At 53.0% G+C, this 22,393-nt stretch carries 24 protein-coding genes; 17 read left to right on the top strand and 7 right to left on the bottom strand.

The annotated features are described in order from the left end of the window. The first annotated feature begins 33 nt into the window (after positions 1–33). The gene (locus SH573x_RS17845; protein WP_479349033.1) at positions 34–576 is read left to right on the top strand and encodes an SPFH domain-containing protein; all 543 of its coding nucleotides are present in this window, start codon (positions 34–36) and stop codon (positions 574–576) included. A gap of 161 nt (positions 577–737) precedes the next feature. On the opposite strand, the gene SH573x_RS17840 is transcribed toward SH573x_RS17845, so the two are convergent. Beyond that, the gene (locus SH573x_RS17840) at positions 738–1,643 is read right to left on the bottom strand and encodes a DUF4352 domain-containing protein (RefSeq protein WP_479349032.1); all 906 of its coding nucleotides are present in this window, start codon (positions 1,641–1,643) and stop codon (positions 738–740) included. An 863-nt stretch (positions 1,644–2,506) separates the two neighbouring features. Between SH573x_RS17840 and SH573x_RS17835 the strand changes: the two genes are divergently transcribed. Continuing rightward, positions 2,507–3,088, top strand: a complete 582-nt coding sequence (locus SH573x_RS17835) for a hypothetical protein (RefSeq protein WP_479349031.1) — start codon at positions 2,507–2,509, stop codon at positions 3,086–3,088. A 1,213-nt stretch (positions 3,089–4,301) separates the two neighbouring features. Here the strand turns inward: SH573x_RS17835 and SH573x_RS17830 are convergent. The 5 genes from SH573x_RS17830 to SH573x_RS17810 are packed head-to-tail and all read right to left on the bottom strand — an operon-like array spanning position 4,302 to position 8,829. Further along, positions 4,302–4,487, bottom strand: coding sequence for a hypothetical protein (locus SH573x_RS17830; protein WP_479349030.1), 186 nt, complete (start codon positions 4,485–4,487; stop codon positions 4,302–4,304). Positions 4,488–4,506: 19 nt separating this feature from the next. Then, complete coding sequence (locus tag SH573x_RS17825) at positions 4,507–4,857, bottom strand: hypothetical protein (RefSeq protein WP_479349028.1); 351 nt, start codon at positions 4,855–4,857, stop codon at positions 4,507–4,509. Then, positions 4,854–5,456, bottom strand: a complete 603-nt coding sequence (locus SH573x_RS17820) for a 3'-5' exonuclease (protein ID WP_479349027.1) — start codon at positions 5,454–5,456, stop codon at positions 4,854–4,856. The genes SH573x_RS17825 and SH573x_RS17820 overlap by 4 nt, the downstream gene beginning before the upstream one ends. Positions 5,457–5,476: 20 nt before the next feature. Beyond that, positions 5,477–6,181: a nucleoside/nucleotide kinase family protein gene (locus SH573x_RS17815; RefSeq protein ID WP_479349025.1), complete on the bottom strand. Its 705-nt coding sequence runs from the start codon at positions 6,179–6,181 to the stop codon at positions 5,477–5,479. Then, positions 6,178–8,829, bottom strand: coding sequence for a DUF5906 domain-containing protein (locus SH573x_RS17810; RefSeq protein ID WP_479349024.1), 2,652 nt, complete (start codon positions 8,827–8,829; stop codon positions 6,178–6,180). The genes SH573x_RS17815 and SH573x_RS17810 overlap by 4 nt, the downstream gene beginning before the upstream one ends. A gap of 305 nt (positions 8,830–9,134) precedes the next feature. Between SH573x_RS17810 and SH573x_RS17805 the strand changes: the two genes are divergently transcribed. From SH573x_RS17805 to SH573x_RS17755, 11 genes are all read left to right on the top strand, one after another. Then, the gene (locus SH573x_RS17805; protein WP_479349023.1) at positions 9,135–9,986 is read left to right on the top strand and encodes a ParB/RepB/Spo0J family partition protein; all 852 of its coding nucleotides are present in this window, start codon (positions 9,135–9,137) and stop codon (positions 9,984–9,986) included. A 165-nt stretch (positions 9,987–10,151) separates the two neighbouring features. Further along, positions 10,152–10,841 (top strand): hypothetical protein, encoded by a 690-nt coding sequence (locus SH573x_RS17800; RefSeq protein WP_479349022.1) that lies wholly within the window; start codon positions 10,152–10,154, stop codon positions 10,839–10,841. Positions 10,842–10,924: 83 nt separating this feature from the next. Then, complete coding sequence (locus tag SH573x_RS17795; RefSeq protein ID WP_479349021.1) at positions 10,925–11,431, top strand: hypothetical protein; 507 nt, start codon at positions 10,925–10,927, stop codon at positions 11,429–11,431. Positions 11,432–11,433: 2 nt separating this feature from the next. Next, on the top strand, positions 11,434–13,359 hold the full coding sequence (locus SH573x_RS17790) for a DEAD/DEAH box helicase (RefSeq protein ID WP_479349020.1): 1,926 nt from the start codon (positions 11,434–11,436) through the stop codon (positions 13,357–13,359). A 78-nt stretch (positions 13,360–13,437) separates the two neighbouring features. After that, positions 13,438–13,770: a hypothetical protein gene (locus SH573x_RS17785; protein ID WP_479349018.1), complete on the top strand. Its 333-nt coding sequence runs from the start codon at positions 13,438–13,440 to the stop codon at positions 13,768–13,770. A 59-nt stretch (positions 13,771–13,829) separates the two neighbouring features. After that, positions 13,830–15,104: a hypothetical protein gene (locus SH573x_RS17780; RefSeq protein ID WP_479349017.1), complete on the top strand. Its 1,275-nt coding sequence runs from the start codon at positions 13,830–13,832 to the stop codon at positions 15,102–15,104. 42 nt (positions 15,105–15,146) lie between these two features. After that, positions 15,147–15,617: a hypothetical protein gene (locus tag SH573x_RS17775; protein ID WP_479349016.1), complete on the top strand. Its 471-nt coding sequence runs from the start codon at positions 15,147–15,149 to the stop codon at positions 15,615–15,617. A gap of 2 nt (positions 15,618–15,619) precedes the next feature. After that, positions 15,620–16,375, top strand: coding sequence for a ParB/RepB/Spo0J family partition protein (locus SH573x_RS17770; protein ID WP_479349015.1), 756 nt, complete (start codon positions 15,620–15,622; stop codon positions 16,373–16,375). Beyond that, a complete protein-coding gene (locus SH573x_RS17765; protein WP_479349013.1) occupies positions 16,326–17,057 on the top strand; it encodes a hypothetical protein in 732 nt (243 codons plus the stop codon). The genes SH573x_RS17770 and SH573x_RS17765 overlap by 50 nt, the downstream gene beginning before the upstream one ends. Before the next feature lie 93 nt (positions 17,058–17,150). After that, the gene (locus tag SH573x_RS17760; protein ID WP_479349012.1) at positions 17,151–19,544 is read left to right on the top strand and encodes a DNA polymerase; all 2,394 of its coding nucleotides are present in this window, start codon (positions 17,151–17,153) and stop codon (positions 19,542–19,544) included. Next, positions 19,541–19,849, top strand: coding sequence for a hypothetical protein (locus SH573x_RS17755; protein ID WP_479349011.1), 309 nt, complete (start codon positions 19,541–19,543; stop codon positions 19,847–19,849). The genes SH573x_RS17760 and SH573x_RS17755 overlap by 4 nt, the downstream gene beginning before the upstream one ends. Here SH573x_RS17755 and SH573x_RS17750 read toward each other — a convergent pair. Then, the gene (locus SH573x_RS17750) at positions 19,846–20,145 is read right to left on the bottom strand and encodes a hypothetical protein (RefSeq protein ID WP_479349010.1); all 300 of its coding nucleotides are present in this window, start codon (positions 20,143–20,145) and stop codon (positions 19,846–19,848) included. The genes SH573x_RS17755 and SH573x_RS17750 overlap by 4 nt on opposite strands. A gap of 331 nt (positions 20,146–20,476) precedes the next feature. On the opposite strand from SH573x_RS17750, the gene SH573x_RS17745 reads away from it, so the two are divergent. The 4 genes from SH573x_RS17745 to SH573x_RS17730 all read left to right on the top strand — a co-directional run bounded on the left by SH573x_RS17745 (position 20,477) and on the right by SH573x_RS17730 (position 22,358). After that, complete coding sequence (locus SH573x_RS17745) at positions 20,477–20,851, top strand: hypothetical protein (RefSeq protein WP_479349009.1); 375 nt, start codon at positions 20,477–20,479, stop codon at positions 20,849–20,851. Positions 20,852–20,932: 81 nt separating this feature from the next. Further along, positions 20,933–21,436, top strand: coding sequence for a hypothetical protein (locus SH573x_RS17740; protein WP_479349007.1), 504 nt, complete (start codon positions 20,933–20,935; stop codon positions 21,434–21,436). Beyond that, positions 21,433–21,996 carry an RNA polymerase sigma factor gene (locus tag SH573x_RS17735; protein WP_479349006.1) on the top strand — a complete coding sequence of 188 codons (564 nt, stop codon included), beginning with the start codon at positions 21,433–21,435 and terminating at the stop codon, positions 21,994–21,996. Before SH573x_RS17740 ends, SH573x_RS17735 begins: the two co-directional genes overlap by 4 nt. After that, the gene (locus SH573x_RS17730) at positions 21,996–22,358 is read left to right on the top strand and encodes a hypothetical protein (protein WP_479349005.1); all 363 of its coding nucleotides are present in this window, start codon (positions 21,996–21,998) and stop codon (positions 22,356–22,358) included. The genes SH573x_RS17735 and SH573x_RS17730 overlap by 1 nt, the downstream gene beginning before the upstream one ends. Positions 22,359–22,393: the final 35 nt, after the last annotated feature.

Raw genomic sequence — 22,393 nt, 5'->3', positions numbered from 1 at the left:
CGATGTCTGTCGGGTCCTCTTTTCGAGGACGATATGGATCAAGCTTTATCATGGGTGGGCGACATCGTTCGCGCACTCTTACAGTTCATTCCACGGCTGGTACTGATTCGGAAAACGCACGGTGGCGTCAAGTGGCCATGGGGAAAGAAACCCGTTGAAATGAAACCTGGGCTGCATGCGATTTGGCCCTTGGTAACTGAGTATGAAAGGATCGTGACTGCCCGACAGAGTTTCAACATCCCGCCCCAGGTCTTGACGACTGCATGCGACACGACAGTATCGGTCGGCGGGTATGTCGTCTATGGCATCGGTGACGTTGTCCAAGCAATTGGAGATCGCAACTGGGACGTTGATGGCACGGTTCGAGAGATCGCAGCTGCGGCAATCGTGAACGTGATTGCACAGCTAACGTATGACGAACTGAGACAGCTCAACAAGAGTGGTGAGCTGAGAAAGAAGTTGCGAGCTGAATGCCGCAAGCAGCTACGTCAGTATGGCGTAAGCATCAAAGACTGCGGACTGACAGACTTCGCTAAATCTCGCGTGTACCGAATCATCGGGGGCAACGCAACGTAAGAAAGAAATGCACTCAGGTTAATCGCCTGGGTGCTTTCGTTTAATCATCGAGGGAGTTGATGACGCAATATACTTCGAATTCAGCGACTGCTTGCTCGTAGCGATGGACGCTGGAGACAAATAGGCGTGCTCACTTTGTTCGCTCAGGCTCCTCCATTCAATCATTGGGGCTCAAGTTCGATATATGCTCTTTCTGCCGACAATAGCCCACCACGTACCTCTAAACGATACCTATGATTCCGAGGGACATCAAACACAAGAAATCCAGACAAAGGCACCTCAGGATTCAAGTTTTCTACAGGGCCTATCGAGTCCTTCATCCATATCGAATTCGGAGAAGGTTGGTACTCTGACCCCTTTTCATCAATGAGGCGTAGCGGAGGCAGCATGTAAGGCTCTGCGTTACCATTTACGACAACAATCCTAACGACCAAATACATAGAACGAGGAGGAGTGTTCACGAATTTGTTTTCGGAGATGCGATTTGTCCAACGACTTGTCGCAACTGAATATCCTAAACCTTCGGCGATCGCAATTTCACCCGTTCTATACACTTTAGGTGCTTGGGATGTTGAATGTTGTTCTTGCGTTTTCGGCTCAGTTTGCCGCTCAGCAATAACGGCTCGCTCTCGGGGCGGTGGCTTAGCTAATTCCACTTGAGCATGTGGTATAGTTGGCGATGAATCTGAGTCGTTTTCGTGACCTTTCGATTGGAGTGGCTCAGCCAGCGCGGCTTCAGGAACATCCTTGGTTACCATGAACACAAGCGCACCAGCAAGTAACAAAGTTGAGCAACCCAATATCAAAACAAGCGGATTTAAAATTGCTGGCTTCGTTTGCTCCCCGAGAGGTTTCAGAGGCTTCAGTGATTCAATCTTTGGGGGAATCGCAGCCACCGGTACAGCAGGAAATAGATTTTGAATTGAATCTGCCGTCACCCAGCGATCCGAATTCTCAGCACGCAAGTAGTGATCACGCTGGATTGCACCCGAGCTAACCATGCTCCGTATTTCGCTTGAGGACAACGGACCAATTTCCTCGCCCCATTGCTTACAGTAATACTTCATAACGCAGACTCAAAGCACTTCGCGTTCTCACTTAAGCTTCCCATCATTTGGATTCATTCCCCAACAGTCTTCGCAGAACAGTCCCGATTCGAGTTCACGAATTTGATTACATCGTCCTTCGGTGTTGGGCGTGCCACCGTTTCTTCTTCGCTACCTTTTCCACATGTAATTTCTCAGGCAACTTTTTTGTACATGAAAAGTCGCAGCACAATTAAACCAATTGATGCTGTCGCAAGGAGGATTCCATAGATTCTTAAAGCGGAAGTAATTGCCATAATAAGACCGATTCCGGCCGCGACTGTATAAAGTATCGCTCCACCACCCAGGTCCGTATGTACAACTGAAGTTTTACGGAGTGGGCGCGCGCACTGTGGGCATGCCAGTGCTTGATCCGAGCATTGTTTGTGGCAATCAGGGCAAGTGATCAGCGGCATTGCATTGAACGGTGTAGTGTTGAAATGATCGGCAAAAAAGTCCCGCTTGCACAAGTAGTAAAGCACCGCTACGAGCGTAGCAGTTTTGCCACTATTAGTCAATTTGCGTAACGCAATCTTGCAGTGCGACAGGATATTCCTGGCTCCTGATAGAAAAGCGATATCACAGGTCGTGCTGGTTGTGTGCCTACGAAGCCGATCGAGGTTTCCTGTCGGCGAAATGAGGATTCTCAGTAACCGCAGGCACTTCCAGCCTAGGCGTCAACCGCTGGGGCTGTGCCTGAGCTGGCTGAACGCGAAAGGTGGCGGCTTGAGTGAACCGTAGTGCGGACACACAAAGACTCTAGTCAACAAGGCTAGTGCTAACAGTTGATAGCTCCATTATAATTTCTTCAGGCCCACCCCTTGGCTCATTTCAAAGCTTTTACGATGACCGACGAAACTGAAGGCAAAAAAGACGACTGGCGAGAGTCTGGGTGCGGGTGCTTGATCATGTGCTTTCTTGGCTATGGTTTCCTCTACGCAATCGGCTGCCTTGGGCCATCACTCGCGGTGCGACAAGCCGAACAAGAAAGAGCCGAAGTAAAGCAAAAGGCTGAGGTCGGCGAACGAAAGGTTGTTCAACTGGAACAAAGCCAACAAACGAAGCAAAACACCAAAAGTTGGTCTCAACAGCTGCAAGATGACATGCAGCAGAAAGCTCAACTGGACCAACACTTGGCAAGCCAAGCCGTTCTATTCTCCGAATTACTCGGTCAAACACCACCTTTCGATTCATTGCTTACCTCTGTGAGATACGCTGACGGTTATCTTTGTGTCACTATAAAAAACAACTGGTTCAATTTGAAGAAGCCCATACGCCTTCAATTAGCGCAGAAACTGGCGTCCACCTGGGAGCGTTATTATCCTGCTGCCCAAGCAGATCGCGCTAAAATAATTCTGTACGACCAAAACCAGAACAAAGTGGGCGGGTCTGGCATGTTTGGGACCGGTGTCTACGTTGACGATTAGTCCATCTTGCTGACGAATCGATGAATCAGCCCTTTGGACCACAGCCCACCGTTTGCCGTTCGGTGGCCTTGTGCGTTGATCAGGTCCGCAACCTCTTAGAATGACTTGCCTTGGCTGCGAAGCTGGACCATTTGCATAACTAGCGATGGTAACACAGCGCTTGATGCCTTCCGATGCATGCTCCAAAGATCAGTAACGACGAGACGCTCCACGTTATGAGCGAGAACATTATTTCTTACCCTTGGCTTTGTAGTACGGGTTGTCGATTACTTGTGGTCCGGCACTCGGCTGCACACTTGGATAGATCACATTAGACTTCGCGGGCTGATTAGCTCGTGGGGTCTGTGTCGCTGGCTTCGTGCTGAACGGTGGAAGCTTCATGCTGTCCGGCGTCGGCATCCGCACGTTGTAGTTGTGGAGGTTGTACGGCGATGTGTAGTAAGCTGGGTTCGACGGCACTGGACGCGGGTAGTGGTGATGGTGTGTTGGCGGGCAGACTACTTGACCCAGAAGCAGAAGAGTTAGCATCGATTGAATCCCAGTGACCTAGTGGACAAGCTGCTTTCGCAGCAACCGTTTTGACATACACGTTGCAGCTGCAAACAATGCACCGTCTTCCACGTCTCTTGTGGCTTGGGCATTGTTCACAAATCTTCCTTCGCTCCTCAATCACTACATTCGTTGCAATTGAATTGAGTGGATCAAGGATCGATTGCCCAACCACTGTTGCCAGTGATCGGGCCTTGTCGAACATGCACATTTCATCGCTCACGCTTTAGGTCTCCAGGCTTGTGAATGGCTGGTGGGAGATCATCGCCCTCCTTGATGTCGGGCGGGATGTGGTCCCAGTATCCAAGATCACACTTCCAAGCTCTCAGACCTCGCTTGGCTGGCAGATTGCAACCGCATGCCGCGCAGCGTTTCTTGTCCTCAATAAGCATAGGACAGCCATCGCATACTTGCTTGCGTTCTTCTACGCATCTGTCAGAAACAAACACGAACCCATCACCGGCTGCTGCGGCCAAGTCGCTGTACAAATGCTTTGCTTGTGCAAACATTCCTGGCAGCTGTGCTTCGCCCTGTGCATCCGTGTTCACCTTGAGCGGGCACCCGTTACAGTCGCGAGTCTCGATGACCGGCAACTTGTACATCGGGTGCTTCGCGTGCTGGCAACGTGTTTGTCCACGAACCGTGATCAAACACCGGCACCGCATTACTTCACCTTGTCCATTGTACTTCGCACGCAGTAGACCAAGCTACCGAATCCGAAAACATACAGGCCGCACGACACAACGATGGCTGCGTTGACAGCCGGGAAGTGTTGAGTCAGTAGCCAAGAGATACCGAACGGAGCTGCGACGAAAGTGCCAACAGCTTGCATTGCATTGAACGTCTTCATGGTGTGCTTTCGAGAGTGGTTATTGTCGTCCCCGACGCAGGGGACATTCAGAACAAGTTTGCATGGCAACTACTTTCTTGAAGTGGCTGCACGGCATGTTCATGCAGAAGGCTTCAAGTCGCACCTTGCCATCTTCGATGTGCAGTGCGTGAATCCGGTCGATGCATTCATCAGCAACCGGTAGCGATACGTTTGGATCGACGCTGTCGGGCTCCCAGCCGTCGACCGGGCATGGATCACCATGGAAAATCAGGCAACCATCAGGGTCCATTTCGATGTCATCGGTCCACTGGACCAGACGAACAAGTCCCGAAAACTGATGCTTGTCTTCCGGGAGATCGAGATAGAAAGCTAGGTACTGTGGCTTCATAGGATCACATCCGTTTGCAGCAATTTCTTGTAGACCTTTGCACAGACAGCAGCGTCAGCAAGCGCGTCGTGTGACCGCTCGTTGACAATGCCGAAGTGGTTGCACAGCCAGGGCAACGACACTCGTTCAAACGGAGGCTTGCAACCTCGCATGAATGCCATATCGTTAAGGGCTGACGCAAAGTGCATCGAGTCTCGCGTCTGGTGGTTGAAGAATTGATCGTAGGCTTTCTGACCCATCCACTTACAAAGGAACTTTGTTTCGAATGGGCAGTTGTGGGCAAGCATCACGAGACGACGATCAAACGCCAGCTCAAGTTGCTCGAACCACTTGTAGAACTTCTCCAATACGCGATCTGCATTGGGTGAGTGAATCATCAACTCATCTAAGTCGAGCCCATGCACTGCTGTGCTTTCGGGATCGGCCGTCTCTGGGTGCGATGGAGCAATGTTGGTGTAGAACGGGCGGATTGATTCCACCGGTTCAAGATCGTGACCAAGAGGTAGCATGGCTACCTGGATGATCTCGTGTCGTTCGGGATCAGACCCCGTCGTTTCCAAGTCAACGGAAACCAGAAGGTTCCCGTTGAGTGTAATCATGGTTGAGTAGTTCTTGGGCATTACACTGCGTCCGGAGCGACCGAGTATTCGTCGATCAAATGCTGTTTGACTGGAATGGTATTGAGCATGACCTGGGCGGCCACACGGTGCTCATGCGTGTACGGTGGCAACTCCATGGCGTATGCATAACTCTGAGCAAACTTGTTCGCCCAGTCGTGGATGCCTTGCTTGGATAAGCAAGCCAAGCTGTAGTCCCATCCTCGCCATCGAAGCAGTTCGTAGTCTGCCTTCGAATCGCGTGGACCACGACCGGCGCGGAGCATGCGAACCAGCGTCCCGCCGAGTTGTCGAATCTGACGTGCTTCGTTAAGGAAGCGGGTGTCAGTGACGATGAGCAGATCGCAGTCCTGTGTGCCCCGCAGCAAGTAGTCCACCCAGGTATTCGGGTAGACGTTGTTGCGGAAGGCATCGGTTCCAATGTTGATCCATAGCTCCACCGGAGTTGGACCGTCAGGGAAGATGCCGGACGCGAGCATCGGTAGACGAATGTTGCGAGCAACTTCGCCTTCCTCTGTCTCGTAAAACTCTGGTGGCTTGACGCCGGCCCAGTGGTACAGCTCGAATGCCATCTGCTTCATCTTGTATGCGAAGCTGCTTCGCTTCACACGCAAGCTTGGCTGGATCAGCTTGAGTGCTGTCACCAAGTGATTGGCGAACGTGTCTTTGCCTGTTCGACTGTAATGGCCAATGCCTAGAATCTTCATTGCTTCTTTTTACCTCCAGCCCAAACGATGCCTTCAACCATGCGAGCGTTGTCAGTACCGGCGACGGCTTTAATTCGTTCGTGCTGACTGATGTCTCGACCGAGTCTGTTCTTGGAAACTTCTGAACCCATTGGCAACCATTCCCGATACTTGGAATAAAATTCCGAGAACAGGATTCGCCCCTTCTCTTCGAACACGCAGTGCTCGTCGATGAACACGTCCAGGTGCGACTTGTTGCAGTCAGCCGCATCACGTTTGAACGACGTGTTGACGATTGGAATACGTAGTCGACCCTTGTTGGCGGGCAACGTCGTGTGAAGCAGCGACCACATAAAGAACGGTGCTTCATCGCGAAGTGCTTGCCGCAAATCGTCCTTTGGGATTTCCTTCTGAATCGGTGGCACGTACAACATCGTGATACGTGTGTCCCCAGGGAACACCGGACAGAAGTCAGGGTTGTTCGCGCACTGAATCCAGTGCGACGTATTGGGTACTTCGTAGCTGTCCATTCGCATACGACGGATGGACAATGTCTCACTTGTAACGGCATCCTTGATCCGGTTGTGTGCTCCAGGTGTGGCAGAGATATTCTTCTCTTCCACCACTGCCAACACGCAGCCTTCCAACTCGCCATTGAATTCGTTCTGACTTGTCAATGAGCGGTCAGCCTTCACAACACCCTTGGTAACCAAGAGCGAGAATGCTTCGTGCAGAATTGACTTGCCGCTGTTCTCTGGTCCGAATAGGAACAGGTAAGGCAACGGCTTGAATGGATCGCGAATCAAGCTGGCGAACCAGCACTGCAAATACTGACGACCTGTGGTGACGCCAGCCTTGATTGCCCAAGACTCTTTGGCCAGTGAATCGTCGAGCGATCCACCGATATGCTCAAGGATCAAATCCCAGTGAGGGTGCGGGGACATGCCGTCCTGCTCTGGCTCAACTGGTTTGAATCGCAGCTGTGGAGCGTTAAGGTTCCACTGGCGATTGCCTGGGTATTCATCTGCAAACGGGATCGACACGATACGCCATGGGCTCAGCTCGGCCGAACCCATCAAACACTCAGCTTCTGGCTTGCTGTGTCCTTCAGACTGCAACACCATCTTTACGCTGCTTGCGTTCTTGTGAGCCCATTCAGCCTCGCTCTTGATGAGCACAACCCAACCGGCCGGGTGACCCGTTGGCGTCTTCAAGCACCGGATGCTCTGGTCATAATCGAGCAACGTTCGATCAGCTGTGTCGGCTTGAACTGGGATGACTTGCGACCAATGCGTCTTACGCTGGCTGGTCCAGTTGTCCAAGTTTTCCGAGTCAGTTTTCTTACGTTCAACATCAATCTGTAACTGACCATCCTTGCTGCGCTTGATGGTTGCTTTACGAGCTAGCAACTCTGCATCATCAATTCCAATGTCGACGCAGCCGGGAGCAATCAACTCAACAGTTTCAATTGCCTGTTTGAGAGTCGAATACTCGTAACCCCCGCTGCCAGTAGCTTTTCCCCCTGTCTTGGCAGCTGCTGTTTCCAGCGTTGCCTCTTTGTTGAACACGCAAGTGGTCCAGCCTTTGGCATCGTTGGTGCGAGTCCAAGTCTTGTGCTCGGCTGTACCTTGACCAAACCGGAAGAACTTCCAGGCTCCGTTCTCCATTGGGAAACCGAAACAGTTTGGTTCTGTCATGCGACTGCCAGGGCTGGTTGTTTCAAACACGCCCTTCAGTTCCATGTCATCGTGTACTTGCTTGAGCAACACGGTGTGCGTCTGCAACAGGTAGTGATCCTGAACCCAGATCGCGCAGCCCAGTTCTGCAAGTCGATCACGAATCTCCAGGTGGACCGGATCAAGCGGAACACGACGTGTGCTGCTAGTCAGCTTGGCGAAGATGTCCTCTTCGCTGTCATCAACACCGGCCAGCGACACGCGAGGACGAGCACGACTAACAACAGCGACGTGGTCTTTCCAGTTGCTTGGCAAGTCAGTGAAGATCGTCTCGGCTTGTTTGATCAAACCGAAACCATCGTTCTCTTCGGTGGCACGACGAGCTGCGATCCACATATTGCCGCCGCAGGCATCTACGTGTGTCAGCAGGTCCATGTTGACCTCCTCACTGATCTTGGCGAGCACGCATCGAGCAATCGCTGCGTGTTCCGTGTGGTTCTTGCATGGGATGTTTTCGAGCATCACGTACAGGTGCAGCCCGAGACCACCGGTCGACTTGCGAACTTCGACGTAAGGCAATTCCTTCGTCTTGTACTTGATCTCTTCCAGCTGCTCGTTGCTGATACCGATACCGGCTGCGTGTCCGATGATGGAGTCGAAGTCAAAGCCAACCCACTTCGAAACCCGATTACGCCAATCCCAACCAGTGCAGCCGATTGCTTCGACGTGCTTGCTGAGATCGTAACGCAGGTTGAAGTCGGTCCAGTGCGGTTCGGTCGCTGCGCCCTTGGGAACACGGAAGCTGAACCACTCGTTCACGCCATCGGTGTACGTGCTGGCCTTGCCATGAACCGGGTGCCCACCTGAAGGTGAGACGTTGACTTGAAGTTCGAGATCGGTTCCGCACGCCAGCACTCGCTCAAGCAACCCTCGGTTGCCATCGCGAATCTGCGAGCGGAGCCACAGTTCGATTGATTTCGATGCAGTGAGCATAAAGCCTCAGAATGGTGGTAGGTCATGGGTGTTTCCGACACCTACTAACCACCGGTCGAACGAAAAGTGGCCTGGAAATCTTCTGCGATTCTTCAAATTCTTTCATTCACTAATCCCGGTCACGATGAGTGAATTATTGCACGCCTCGCATTGCATATAGGGTTTTCTTAAGCAATCTGAAAATGCACATCACTATATGGGAAGGGAAAGAGTCAGTAATTCATTCTTTTAGAAAAGAAAGAATTCTTTGAAGGATTCAAGGCCACTTTTCAATCGAGCGGTGGTTAGGTGGTGGGAGAACCACCGTGGACATATCGCTTATTGACATGCCAACAGTCCTACTTCGGGACGTTCGGACTGATACGACTGAGTATCAAGAGCTGCTGCAATCAGTTCGAAAGTACGGTGTGCTCAATAGCGTGTTGGTACGACCGTGGGGAGCAGGTCGATATCAGTTAGTGGACGGCGCATACCGGCTGACGGCATCCAAGGATGCTGGCCGCGCGGAGATCGATGCCACCATTTGCGAGCTGACCGACGAAGAAGTCCTGGCAGTGCAGATCGCGACCAATGCAGTCTTCGCGAACACAACACCCACTGAGTACGCAAAGCAGCTGATCCGCATTCAGCAAGCGTACCCAATGATGACGCTGCCAACCATCGCGAAGCTGGTGACCAAGTCGCCAGTGTGGGTCAAACAGCAACTGAGTCTCTTGACGCTCGACGAGAAGATTCAACCGCTGGTGGACCGTGGAGAGATCACGCTCTCCAACGCATTCCAAATGGCGAAGCTTCCACGACACATGCAAGTGCGTCATCTGAAGCAAGCCATTGATATGACACGCGAGGACTTCAAACGCCATGTCGCTGAGATCGTTCAAGGCTTGATGCTCGATAACAAGCAGCGAATCGAAGAGAAGCGACTGGCAGCTAAGACCGCTGATCCACATCCATTCCTACGCCCGGTGAAAGAGCTGAAGGCTGAACTGAAAAGTAACCGCCAAGCTGCTCTGCTTCTCGCGTGTCATAAGCCCAAAACAATACTCGATGCATTCCGACTCGCGATTGAGTGGGCAATGCATATCGACCGTAAATCGCTTGACGCACGCAAGCAATCAGCAGCTGAACAATCTTTCCAAAAGTTGGAAGAAAGTTAGGCCACTTTTCAATCGAGCGGTGGTTAGGTGGTGTCACAAGTTCACGACACATTGCAACACGCAACACGCAACACCAACCACAGCGAGGCAGCCATGAAGTTCTAAACCCAACCGCTCCTAGTATAGCAACCCAGTTTTCTTTTCTTCGAGGCTTTGAGTTTCAGCATGAGTAACAGCAATCAACTCTCCGTTCCACAAGTCAACGTTCCAAGCACCATCGTTGCTGACGATTCCATGTTCAGCGATTTGGCGAAGGGTTCAACCTTCCTGGGACGCTTGCAGCTGTACACCAAGGGCAAGGCAATCAATCAGCGATTGATCGCTCCCGGTGAGTACGGCATCCCTGAGAACGACGAGACGATCTTGGTCTTGAGTGACAAGGTCGATGTCATTCCTTTGGCTCGCCGTCCGAAAGCGCTCGACATGAGCGACAAGGACGCAATCATCACCAACTACGACCCGAAGAGCGAACAGTTCCAAGACATCCAAGCTCGCTCGGAAACGCCTGACTCGGGTTGCATGTTCGGTGTTAGCTTCCTGCTGTGGGTCCCATCGATTGCTCGCTTCGTCGAGTATTTCGCAGGCACCAAAACAGCTCGCGGAGAAGCGGGCAAGTTGTACCCGTTCCTGCCAACCGCTGACAAGGGTGCTCGCGTAGCAACCCTGGGCAGCCGTTGCGTTGAGAAGGGCAACTACTCGTGGCATGCACCAACGGTTGCTGAGTCGAGCAACCCACCGAAGGCACTGCCAACCGAGAAGCAGTTGACCGACGAGATCACCAAGTTTCTCAACCCGAAGGTCGAATCGGCTGAGAAGGTTGACGAGAAGGAAGTCGCTGGTCGTCGCAAGCGATAGTCGACGTTCCTGTCCCAACAACAACACGAGAGCCGCAGGCAGTCCCTCACTGTCTGCGGCTTTTATTTTCTCACGAGCTAACCATGCACGTTTTCCACCTAGTCAATAAACCCAACATCGACTTCAACGCATTGCTGCGTGTGACGTTCGAGGGCACTGGTAAAAAGCTGGCTGCTCATGCAGACGGTTCGAACCGGCCATTCACAGACGATCAGAAACTTGCATCGTGCTTGTCGACTCTCATTGGCCAGGACCCTGCGTCCATGGCTCCGATGGTCGCAACTCATTTGCACTTCTCTGGACTCCTCGTGTGTGAAGAGCTGGACCTACTCGATGTCCTTCAAGCTACCGGTCGGTTGGCTTATCTGGGCACACCCGCTCGCACTCGTGGTGTCTTCATCGCGCTGCTGAGTGGATCACTTGGCGATTGGAGGGACGCAGTAATTAGCGGTCTCCTTCAGCCAACAACACAACCCATTTTCGAATCGGTGTACCGCGAGTTCATCAGTGCTGGCTATGCGAACGCATGGGCTGGTTTCCGTGAAGTCACGCCCATCGGTGGTCAACTTCGTCTTGAGGCTAAACGCTAACAATGGTCGCACAAGCAACTGAAACCGTAGAAACAAAGTTCATCGCTGAAACCAAGCCGGGCAAATTCATGAAGCTGCCAGTGACGCTTGAGTTCACCGGTGGTCGCATCAACTTCCTGAAGTCACCGTTCTCGCTCAAAGACGAGATCAAGGCGATGGCTGGTGCGCGATGGCTTGGGTTCGACGAGAACCCTCGCAAGATTTGGTCAGTCAAAGACTGCCAACGTAACCGCTTTCAAATCCGATGGCTGGAAGGCGAGAACGTTTACGAATGGTTCGAGAAACCATTGATCGACCACACGTTCAAACGCCCGCTCATGAAGCACCAAGTGCTCATGACCAACACGCTGCTAACCCGACACTTCCAAATCCTTGCTGCGGAAATGGGTACGGGCAAGACGCTGTGCGCGATTGAGACGATTGAGCAGTCGAAGAAAAAACGATGGTTCTGGGTTGGTCCAAAGCAGACGCTGCCAGCTATTGAACGAGAGTTTTGCAAGTGGGACTTGGACTCAAGCATCCGTGTTGAGTTGATGACCTACGAACGCTTGGACACGTTGATGGCCGGTGGGCTGGAACTACCCGATGGCGTGATCTTCGATGAGTCTAGCAAGCTGAAGACATCCGGCATCCGCCGCACTGCGGCCGGGCAAGAGCTGGCTGATCGCATGCGTGCAATGCTCGGACACGAAGCCTACGTGGTTCTGATGTCGGGCACACCATCGCCTAAGTCACCAATCGATATCTGGGCTCAAGCTGAGATCGCCTACCCAGGCTTTCTCAAAGAGGGTTCGGCCAAAGCATTGGAGCAACGGCTGGCTGTGCTACGCAAGGCAGAGTCGGGTGAGTTCGGCAACCACTACAGCGAACGTGTGGGCTGGCTCGATTCCGATGGCTTGTGCAAGTGTTGCTGCATGTCGCTGGCCGATGGTCCGCACGACCTGTCGACCAACCATGTTGACCCGGCAGACTATCACGCTTTCGTTCCATCCGAGAACGAGGTGGCCAACCTGTACGCACGACTGGAAGGTTTGATGCTGGTTGTTCACAAGCGAGATTGCTTGGATTTGCCAAAGAAAATCTACCGGCGCGATTACCTGGAACCGTCACCGAAGCTGGTCAAGGTCGCGAAGACCATTGCCAATACGGCATCGACAACTGTGGGTGGTCTAAACCAACTGCGTCAGCTGTCCGACGGATTCCTCTACCGGGAAGTCGCAGACGGCATGCAAGTGTGTCCAGCCTGTAACGGCACGAAAGAGATCGACGAATGGTTCGATCCTTCGGACCCAGACAAGACGTTCCAAGCTATCGATATGTTCTCGGAAGAGAAGGTCGCCAAGCTGGAGAAGCGACGTGTCGCGTGTCCACACTGCTTGGGCGAAGGTGAAGTCACCAAGACCAAGCGTGAAGCACACGAAGTCCCCTGCCCGAAAGAGGACGCTGTCATTGAGTGGTTGGAGAAGGCTGAGCAACACGGACGCATGTGTCTGTTCGCAGGCTTCCAGGGCTCGATTGACCGCTGTGTTCGCATCTGTCTTGAGCATGGTTGGTCTGTGTTCAAGTGCGATGGACGTGGTGCATCGATCATCCACTCAAGCGGAAAGATACTGCACGACGTTGTCCCGCTCGATTACTGGGCAGACAAGAACAACGAGAAGGTTTGCTTCGTTGCCAACCCAGAGACTGGCGGATTCGGGCTCACGCTCGTGGAAGCCAAAATCTCGGTGTACTACAGCAATTCGTACAAGCCCGAGTTTCGTTCGCAGTCCGAAGACCGGACGCACCGAACCGGCCAGGATGAAGACGTGTTGATCGTCGACCTGTTGCACCTGCCTACCGATGAACGAACGCTCGATATCCTGCGCGAAAACCGAAAGCTGGAGCTGATGGTGCTCGGAGATATTGTCGGAAGTTCTTTGGATTAGTCAGGCCACTTTTCAATCGAGCGGTGGTTAGTGGGTGACCAGACACACTAACCACCGTTTTCTCTTAGGACCCAGACCATGAAACGAACCTACCCATACCAGCCAGCCGCAGTTGTTGTTGAAGAGCTGACTGATGTCTTCAACGAGTTGGAAGACGATCTCGAAGACGATCCTGACTTCGATGACGAAGACGACGACTTCGATGACGACGAGCAGTTCGATGACGACTTGCGAGACGAGGAAGAGGACGAAGACTTCGAGTGGGACGATGACGACGAAGACTACATGGAAGACGACACCGACGAAGACTTCGACGATGACTTCGATGACGAAGACTTCGACGAAGACTTCGACGATGAAGACGACCACGAATGGTCCGAAGTCGGTGACGACGAAGACGAAGACTACTAACCAGTAACAACAAACCCAAACGTGAACTGCAACAAGACAGACCTGCAAGAAAGCTTCTCATGACCAAGTTAGCCAAATCAACGGTTGCAGCGATTAAAGCTGAACTAGCCCTGGGTAAAAAGACCAAGGCTCAACTCGCTCGCGACTACGGTGTTAGCCGTGGATTGATCTACAACATTTCCGTTGAGTTAGCTCACAAGGATGTCCCGACACCTGACGTGAAGTTCGTCACTGACGCAACGCCACCTACACCTGTGGACCTGACCGACGAACGTGTCCTTGAGCTGGAAACCGAAGTTCTGATGCTCAAGGAAGAGTTGACCAATCAACGCAGGGTCAACAAGGCACAGAAGCGAACTGCTGGTCTGTTCCGCGCGGTTGTCGAGGAAATGGACGCACGTATCGTTCCGTTCAAATCGCTTCCTGGCGTGTACCATCCGACCACGACCAAGAAAATCACTGAGCACTTGGTGATGCACTTGAGCGACGGTCACCACGACGAAGTGGTTGAACCTGAAGAGTGCTTGGGGCTCGAACACCACAACTTCCGAGTCAGCTGCCGTCGCGCTGAGAACTACGTCGAGACGACGTTGGATCACACGCAGAACCACCTTGACAAGTACAACTTCCGCGAGCTGACCGTTCTGGCTTACGGTGACCACACGTCCGGCGAGATTCACAAGTCGGTCGAGCGAAGTGAGTTCAAGAACCAATTCAAGAACTGCTTTGCGATTGGTCAGCTGCATGCACTGATGTACCGAGACCTGGCTCCCCACTTCGAACGAGTCACTGTCGTGTACGTCCCAGGAAATCACGGACGACGCAGCGAGAAGAAAGATCACCATGGTGCCCACGACAACTGGGACTACATGATCGGCAAGACAGCCCAGATGCACACGCGAGACATCGCGAACATCGAATACGTGATCCCCAATGCTTTCAGCGTCAACCTGCTGATCAACGGTGTTGGCTTCAACGTGTCGCACGGCGACGACATCAAGGGTAACAACGGCATCCCGTTCTACAACTTGACACGTCGACAGAAGGCGATGGCTGGTCTCGCATCGCTGACCGATGGCATCAAGATTCGCTACTCCGCGATTGGTCACCATCACGTCCAGGGTTCGCTCGCTGACTTGAATGGCGAAGCATTGCTCAACGGTGCATGGGTTGGAACAAATGCCTACGCACTGAACAGCTTCACTGGTTATCGCGAACCATCGCAGCTGATTCACGGTGTCAATCCCAAGCACGGTGTGACATGGCGGATGCATGTTCACTTGCGAACGGCTGACGACATCGATGGTCCGAAGCGATACCGGGTGGAAGTGTAACTCACCACAGCACCAACAAGCAATCAAACAGAACCTAACACCATGACATTCCGACTCGATGAAAACGAAGAGATCGTAAAGGTCGATGACTCTGACGAATCGATCCGCTTACGATCCTCAGTGACCTATGGGGCTCTCATGACTGAACCACGATCCAGCAGCAAACCGAAACGCGAATCGAAAGCGAAGCGTGAAGCTAAAGAACTGCTGCCAATTGAAATGGAGGACAACCTTTCGGGTGTTCTCGGTCAGTTGAAAGACACGCTCTTTCCCAACTCGCCAATCGAAGTTGTCTACGAACAACGAAGCTTTGCAGTTTACTGCGAAGGCGAGTGGTCGAGCAATGAGAGCAGCATCAAAGGTGTCAAAGCACGGCTCCGCGAACTGCTCAAGCAGAACCACGAATACTGGCACACGCCAGCTACGTACATCAACCCGAGCTGGCCTGGGTGGGCGCGAGTCAATCGCGCTGAACTAATGCGAGTCATCGGGGGACAGGTCGAGGAAGGCTAAGCATGCTCGTCCAGCAGCTGTCGCTTAGCGACCTGATCATTGACGAAGGTTGGAATTGTCGCTCGACGTTCTACCCGCTGTCAGTGGAAGAGCTGGCTGAATCGATGAAAGAGTACAAGCTACTGATGCCTGTTTTGACCGCTCGCGAGGGCGACAAGTACAGGCTAGTGGCTGGCTTCAGACGATGCAAAGCTGCGAAGCTACTACGCTGGGAAACAATTGACGCTGTCGTGTCTGACCTGTCGCCAGAAGTCGCACGACGGGTCAATATCTGCGAGAACATTGAGCGTAAAGAGCTAAGCCTGTTTGAAGAGGCTCGCGCTGTTCGGTCCCTCTATCCTGATTCAAACTCTGCACGACTCATCGCCAACGAGCTGAAGCGACCAGTGCAGTGGGTCCAACGTCGATTGCGTTTGCTCGAACTAGAACCAGAAATCCAGCGAGCAGCTGACTCGGGCCGCATCAACGAAGGTCAACTCGGTCGCTTGATCGAGCTGACAACCAGCCGGGCACGTCTCAATCTTCTCGACAAGATGCTGACTGAGGCTGTCCATACCCCACAAGTTAAAGCCGGTGTTCGTAGCCCGACTGCCATTCGCGATATGACCGTGAAGCTTTTAGCGATGGGCATTGAAGGTCTTGTACTCGACGCACTGCTGTGGGTTGAGAAGCAAATCACTGACGAAGCATTACTGGAAGCAGCAATTAATGGCATTCACAAGAGCACAGTGGAACGATCTGATCGGTCAAGTCAATGAAGTTCGAGCATCGCCACCAAGCGACACAGATTGTTCTCCGCTTGGTCCGGTGCCCGAGTTACCACCCAACACGATCTGGCGGAAGCAACATATTATCGACTTGCGTAACGCGCTGGCTGAAACGTGTCCCGACATATCGTTTCCACCCCTTGGCGAAGTATGGTCACAGCAGTTCATGACTCAGATTCAGAACCAGTTGTCCCAGGCATGGTGTGACTGCGAGGAAGACGACGAAGACTGCCCGCCCGGCACCGACCCAACCGGCGAGAACGGCCAGCAGATTGAGCTGTTCAGGCAGGGGTTGGAGATAACTTCAAACTGTCCTGGCTACAGCTACGAAATCCCGACTGTGCCAGCTGAAGAGCTGGTTGGCGGCATTCAACTCGAACCAGCAATCGCAGGGCGAGCGTGGAACATCCGTGGTTTCGCACCGGCCGGTGACTCTGGCGTGCTGGCATCCGGCATCGTTGAGTGTTCAGGCAACCTGTTCGTGCAAAGCGACAGTGGGTTCATTTACGAGGCAACGGGTGGTCATGTGTTTTGTTCCGACTGTGAGGACCCCGACTGCCAGGAGTTTCTCGCTAACGCAGAGGCGACACTGCTGGGTGTTGAAGACCAACGTTACACCTACAAGGTTACGATCTTCGCCCTCTCGGCTAACTGCCGTGACTGCGTAAGTTGAAATTTGTTTCAAGAATTCCAGGCCACTTTTCAATCGGCCGGTGGTTAGTGGTTAGCCATCGGCCTTTTTTCGTTTCTACATCGAAGACACAACATGCTATCGACTGACTGTCTGATTGATGAAATCCTGGCTGGCGACAAGTCGTTCCTTGATACGGAAACCTGCGGGCTGGTCGGTGTGCCAGTGCTCATGCAGTACGCAATGGACGACGGCAAAATCCATTTGATCGAGCTGTGGCATCGATCCATCCGCGAGAACCTACGACTGCTTGAGACCATCGCCCAGCGTGATCTGGTTGGCTTCAATCTGACGTTCGATGCATTCCAGTGCTGCAAGTGGTACACGATGCTGGACGCTGTGTTGAAGGCTGGCTTGGCCAGTGCGGACGATCTCCCGATTGATCGCATCCGCGAGCTGGAGCATTGCGAGCGATCTGCACAAGATGGTCCATGCTGGAAGCCTCGTCGCGCGTGTGACCTGATGCTGTGGTCCCGCAAGAACAAATACCAGACGTTGATGAACCGTGGTGACATTCGCATTCGCAAGGTGCCAACTCCGTTGTCCTATGTGCTGGCTGACGAGCTGGACAAGCGAGTCGAAATTCCTGATATCTACTTCGCCCGATACGCTGACTGCAAAGAGCGTTGGCGTGTGTACGACATCGACGGCGACATCCACTTCAAAGACATCGTACTGAAGTTCAACCCAGCTGCAGGCCTGAAGTTCCTGGCGGAACACGTCCTTGGCGAAAAGCCACCGTTCCACTTCACAGACATCGCATGCACGAGCTACCCGCAGGAAGTGCCCTATGCACCGACTGCGCACCATGCTCGTCAATACTACACAGCTAAGGAACCAGACAAGCCTTGCAACACCTGGGCTGACTTGGTGACGACGCATATTGACCACTGGCGTAATAGCGAGCCAGCACGTTGCTATGCGGAGCTGGACATCGATTACACCCGCAAGCTTTGGTACGCATTCGACTGCCCTGAACCTGGGGACGACGATAGCGAGCTGGCTTGTATGGTCGCTGCTGTCCGTTGGCATGGCTTTGCTGTCAACCTGGATGGCATCACTGAACTGCGTAAGAACGCAATCGAGATCGTCGACAACGCACCGGTAAACATCAACAAGCACGGTGATGTCCGAGCGTACCTTGAGGAAGTGATGGATGAGATCGAGCAGGTCGCCATCCTTGAATCAACACGCAAGCAAATCCTAGAAGAGATCGCCAAGACTTGGAAGGATACGAACGAGGAAGCAGCCAATCGCGCACAACGAATCCTTGACATCAAGTATGCCAAGAAAGAGGTTGAGCTGTACGACAAGATTCGGCTGGCTGGCAAGTTGCACGCTGAGCTGAACGTGATCGGTGCTGTGTCCTCTCGTATGTCCGGTGGTGGTGGACTCAACGTCCAAGGCATCAAGAAAACGAAGGAAGTTCGCAGACAGTTCGTGATGGCATGGGAAGGCATGCAACTGTCCGGTGGTGACTTCTCGGCATACGAAGTGACGCTGGCTGACGCAGTGTACAACGATCCCGACTTGCGGAAGATGCTTCTGGTCGGCAAGAAAATTCACGGTCTGTTCGGTGTCGCTCTGTTCCCTGGCGAGACATACGAAAGCATCCTGGCTTCCGAAGGTACATCCAACGATATGTACTCGAAGGCGAAGTCCGGTGTGTTTGCGTTGATCTACGGTGGTAACGCAATGACGCTGCACTTGAACCTGGGTATTCCTCGTAACGTTGCTGAACAAGCTGTGATGAAGTGGCAGAAAATGTTCCCCGGTATCGGTGCTGCTATTCGTCGAATCACTGAGCAGTTTAGTGCAATCGTCGACAACCCGGCCGGACGTGGTTTCGCATGGAAGACTCCAGGCGATGCAGTTACGACGAAGCTTGACTTCTCTCGTTTCTTCACGCTTGAAAACCAAGTCTGTCGCGTGTTGTACGAGCTAGCGACCAGCCCACCGCGCGAGTGGCGAGATACGAAGATCAAGGTAGTGCGACGTGATCGTGTGCAGACTGCGGCCGGAGCTGTTCAATCAGCTTTGTTCGGTGCAGCCTTCGCGATTCAGAATGCAAACATTCGTGCTGCTTGTAACCACGAAATCCAATCGCTGGGAGCAACGATCTGTAAGGCTGTGCAACGCAGGATTTGGGACATCCAACCCTGCGGTGTCAATGACTTCCGTGTTGCACCACTAAACATCCACGACGAAATCTTGAGCGTTACGCATCCGGATTACGTCGACCAAGTCGGTGACGTGATGGCTGAGTCTGTCGAGTCGTACCGATGGCTTGTTCCTCTGATCGGTATGAAGTGGCAGTGTGCCATGGACAACTGGGCAGAGAAGAAAGCGTCCGGAGGACGCGAGATCAAAGTTGAACCACCCAAGATGACCGCAGAACAGCTCGAAGCTTTCTGCAATCCAAGAGACTACCTCGAAGAGGAAGACGAACTGATGGCGGAATACGCATGACCTACCTAGTGACCTACGTCGGCAGCCGCAGCAGGATCATCCAGAAGCAACCCAACGAAGGCTTCGCCGAGGCTGCCAAGCGACTGGCACGAGAGGTAATCGAGTACCTGCTGATCGCGGGTGCCACCCAGTTGCCACAGCTGCTGACCAAAGACGGCATCACACTCTACGTGTTCGAGTGTGATCAGCTGGGAAGTGTCGTCTTCCCAATCCCTTACAAGATCAAATTTTCAATCACCGAGAGCTGGGTCAACCCCAGAGAAATGGCAGACTTTCAACCATGTTCTGGTTTATCGCAGGTTTAGTAGCTGGAATCGTACTCGCATGCTGTCGCAACGTCACCACTGGCGAAGCGATAAACGTCCTCCGCACGCACGTCAGAGACGACCCGTCCTACGCGCTGGCGTGGCACTGCAACCTTGCGTGTGCCATGCAAGACGAGGGTGTGGACCTGGACAAGGCAGACGCCAGTGCGAAACGGTTCATGGATCATGCATTCTGTAAGAGCGTCCACTGGGATGACATGCCACAGCCCGGTCAGTACCGTCGTCGCTTCGCCAGCCGTTTGCGGAGATAGCCATGTCGTATTTGCAACACCCATTCGTGATCCTCGGAATCGTTGTGCTGGCACTCATGATCTTCCGAGTGTTGCTGGCCTGGATCGACATCAACTTTTGGCTTGGACACAAACGGTTGAGTTTCCTTGCGTGTTGGATTCTCAACCACGACTGGGGCAACGAAACCAATTGCGAACCGCACGCCAACAACGTCATCGACGCATTCTTCCATCCTCCGAAGTGTGATCGAACGTGTTACCGGTGTCGAGAGACCAGAAAGTTCTACCGATCTCGCTGACACAGATCGCACAGTAATCCCACAGAAATCGCACAGCCCAGGTAGTTAAGCCTGGGCTGTTCTCATTGAGTAACACCATGAAACCAGAAGAGAAAATTCGAACCGATCTCAAGGAATACCTTGAGCTGCGGGAATGGCTTGTTGAGATCACGCACGGCAGCAAGTTCCAGCACGGCATTCCCGACCTGTTCTGCAATCACGTTCGTTTCGGCTATCGCTGGATCGAATGTAAGAACCCGCTGAAGTACGCATTCACCAAGTCCCAGAAGCTGAAGTTCCCAATCTGGGAGAAGCACGGTGTGGGCATTTGGATTCTCGTCGGCGCGACGCCCATCGAGTACGACAAGCTGTTCGCCCCTCCCAACTGGCGCGACTACTGGCGACCGTCTTACGGCGAGCTACCGGACATCGACGAAATGCTCCGGTCTCTGAACGAACCCGATGATTCTTAGAAGATTTCCAGGCCACTTTTCAATCGAGCGGTGGTTAGTGGGTAGACCAAATTACCTACTAAACATCCGCTGCAGGCAGCCATGAAACACATGCTTCGACCGATTCAACAACTTATCAAAACACGCAACTGGGAATGCTTGCTGTACTCGATGGCCATGGCGACTGGTTGGAATGTCGAACAGCTCCGCAACGAGCTGGGGCATGACGGCAGTGCGATTGTCGACGCATCCATTCCAATCACTCGCCCTAACAGTCGTCGTGGTTTCCACATCCACGAGTTCCAACACATCCTGTTTGAGAACAGCCTGGAAATGTCCCCGCTGCAATTGCTGCCAGTGTCGACGGTGGGCAAGGTGACGTTCCCGATCTATGACCGCATGAACTATCGCATGGAGTTGTTCCAGTCGCTGGTTCGCACCAATCGCGGTGTGGTCACCGGCGACACGCGAGCTGGCTACGGACACGCAGTCGCATACGAGAACGGTGTGATCTTCGACCCCGATGGATTGCCACCGTATCACTTCACGATTGAAGAAGCAGTTGATCGCGGATTCTATCCGAAGGAAGTGTGGGTCATCAAATGAAGCTGTTCAACGCTCTGCTTGCAGGCGATGAAACAGCATTCGAGAAACTGTGTGCAACCTACTCCGAGTCAGTCCGATCACTGGCTCGAACGTTCATCGCACGCAACCCGAACCATGCACACCTGAAAGAAGACTTGATCTCTGAGGGTGTGCTGGCTGTCGTCACTGCACTTCGGTCAATCCAATCACAGAAAGACGTGTCCATTGAAAGTCTTCCAGGCTACATGGTCACTTCGATCAGACACGGTTTTCTAACGCTCGTCGAGAACGAGCAAGGCATCCGTGTTCCACTCAAGAAACGCAAGGGCAAGCCAGAGGCACCCAAGCTGAAGCAAGCGACATACGAGCTGTCAGAAGTGCCCGAGCGACTGTCAGCAGACATGCACGAACTGTTGGATGGTTTGCGTGCTGTCTGCGATGGCGAGTTTGACATGGCTGTATGCCAAATGCGGATGGATGGGTTTGACGACCCAACCATCGCCAAGCTGCTTTCAGTCAGCCATAGCACTGTCCAACGCATCCGTCGCAAGGTTGAAGAACGTTATCGGGAGAAGCACTAATGCGAGACTTCATTCGCACGGCGACTGAGGGGCTAGTGTTCATGGCAATGCTTGCCTCTCTCGTGTTCATGTTCGGCAGCGTAGGGCTGTTGATCTACGAGCTGAGATCGAACCTGCATAAGCAGCAAGACCAACTGACTCGGATGATCTACGTCACTGAGCTGGAGCAACAGCGAGCGCGAGCTGCTGACAAAGACAACCAGCAGCTGATGGAAACAGCAGTGAGACAAAAGGTCAAAACGACTCAGCTGCTCACTGAGATCGATCAGCTGTGGCACTACATCGACGAGTGCGAACGCACCTTCGACAAGCTTCAAGTGAAGTCTGAAGATCGGCCGCAACTCAATAAGCCGGGAGTGTGACATGAGTCTCCTAGCAGTTGTGATTCGATCAGTGG

The organism is Rania fehmarnensis (genome assembly GCF_056494185.1).
The sequence above is the reverse complement of the archived record's forward strand: the minus strand, read 5'-3'. Positions and strand labels throughout refer to the sequence as shown.

What these genes read in the sequence shown, in the direction of transcription:
- SH573x_RS17845 (WP_479349033.1), top strand. Translation starts at nt 34, where the DNA reads ATGGATCAAGCTTTATCATGGGTGGGCGACATCGTTCGCGCACTCTTA.
- SH573x_RS17840 (WP_479349032.1), bottom strand. Translation starts at nt 1,643, where the DNA reads ATGAAGTATTACTGTAAGCAATGGGGCGAGGAAATTGGTCCGTTGTCC.
- SH573x_RS17835 (WP_479349031.1), top strand. Translation starts at nt 2,507, where the DNA reads ATGACCGACGAAACTGAAGGCAAAAAAGACGACTGGCGAGAGTCTGGG.
- SH573x_RS17830 (WP_479349030.1), bottom strand. Translation starts at nt 4,487, where the DNA reads ATGAAGACGTTCAATGCAATGCAAGCTGTTGGCACTTTCGTCGCAGCT.
- SH573x_RS17825 (WP_479349028.1), bottom strand. Translation starts at nt 4,857, where the DNA reads ATGAAGCCACAGTACCTAGCTTTCTATCTCGATCTCCCGGAAGACAAG.
- SH573x_RS17820 (WP_479349027.1), bottom strand. Translation starts at nt 5,456, where the DNA reads ATGATTACACTCAACGGGAACCTTCTGGTTTCCGTTGACTTGGAAACG.
- SH573x_RS17815 (WP_479349025.1), bottom strand. Translation starts at nt 6,181, where the DNA reads ATGAAGATTCTAGGCATTGGCCATTACAGTCGAACAGGCAAAGACACG.
- SH573x_RS17810 (WP_479349024.1), bottom strand. Translation starts at nt 8,829, where the DNA reads ATGCTCACTGCATCGAAATCAATCGAACTGTGGCTCCGCTCGCAGATT.
- SH573x_RS17800 (WP_479349022.1), top strand. Translation starts at nt 10,152, where the DNA reads ATGAGTAACAGCAATCAACTCTCCGTTCCACAAGTCAACGTTCCAAGC.
- SH573x_RS17795 (WP_479349021.1), top strand. Translation starts at nt 10,925, where the DNA reads ATGCACGTTTTCCACCTAGTCAATAAACCCAACATCGACTTCAACGCA.
- SH573x_RS17790 (WP_479349020.1), top strand. Translation starts at nt 11,434, where the DNA reads ATGGTCGCACAAGCAACTGAAACCGTAGAAACAAAGTTCATCGCTGAA.
- SH573x_RS17785 (WP_479349018.1), top strand. Translation starts at nt 13,438, where the DNA reads ATGAAACGAACCTACCCATACCAGCCAGCCGCAGTTGTTGTTGAAGAG.
- SH573x_RS17780 (WP_479349017.1), top strand. Translation starts at nt 13,830, where the DNA reads ATGACCAAGTTAGCCAAATCAACGGTTGCAGCGATTAAAGCTGAACTA.
- SH573x_RS17775 (WP_479349016.1), top strand. Translation starts at nt 15,147, where the DNA reads ATGACATTCCGACTCGATGAAAACGAAGAGATCGTAAAGGTCGATGAC.
- SH573x_RS17770 (WP_479349015.1), top strand. Translation starts at nt 15,620, where the DNA reads ATGCTCGTCCAGCAGCTGTCGCTTAGCGACCTGATCATTGACGAAGGT.
- SH573x_RS17765 (WP_479349013.1), top strand. Translation starts at nt 16,326, where the DNA reads ATGGCATTCACAAGAGCACAGTGGAACGATCTGATCGGTCAAGTCAAT.
- SH573x_RS17760 (WP_479349012.1), top strand. Translation starts at nt 17,151, where the DNA reads ATGCTATCGACTGACTGTCTGATTGATGAAATCCTGGCTGGCGACAAG.
- SH573x_RS17755 (WP_479349011.1), top strand. Translation starts at nt 19,541, where the DNA reads ATGACCTACCTAGTGACCTACGTCGGCAGCCGCAGCAGGATCATCCAG.
- SH573x_RS17750 (WP_479349010.1), bottom strand. Translation starts at nt 20,145, where the DNA reads ATGGGTGTTGCAAATACGACATGGCTATCTCCGCAAACGGCTGGCGAA.
- SH573x_RS17745 (WP_479349009.1), top strand. Translation starts at nt 20,477, where the DNA reads ATGAAACCAGAAGAGAAAATTCGAACCGATCTCAAGGAATACCTTGAG.
- SH573x_RS17740 (WP_479349007.1), top strand. Translation starts at nt 20,933, where the DNA reads ATGAAACACATGCTTCGACCGATTCAACAACTTATCAAAACACGCAAC.
- SH573x_RS17735 (WP_479349006.1), top strand. Translation starts at nt 21,433, where the DNA reads ATGAAGCTGTTCAACGCTCTGCTTGCAGGCGATGAAACAGCATTCGAG.
- SH573x_RS17730 (WP_479349005.1), top strand. Translation starts at nt 21,996, where the DNA reads ATGCGAGACTTCATTCGCACGGCGACTGAGGGGCTAGTGTTCATGGCA.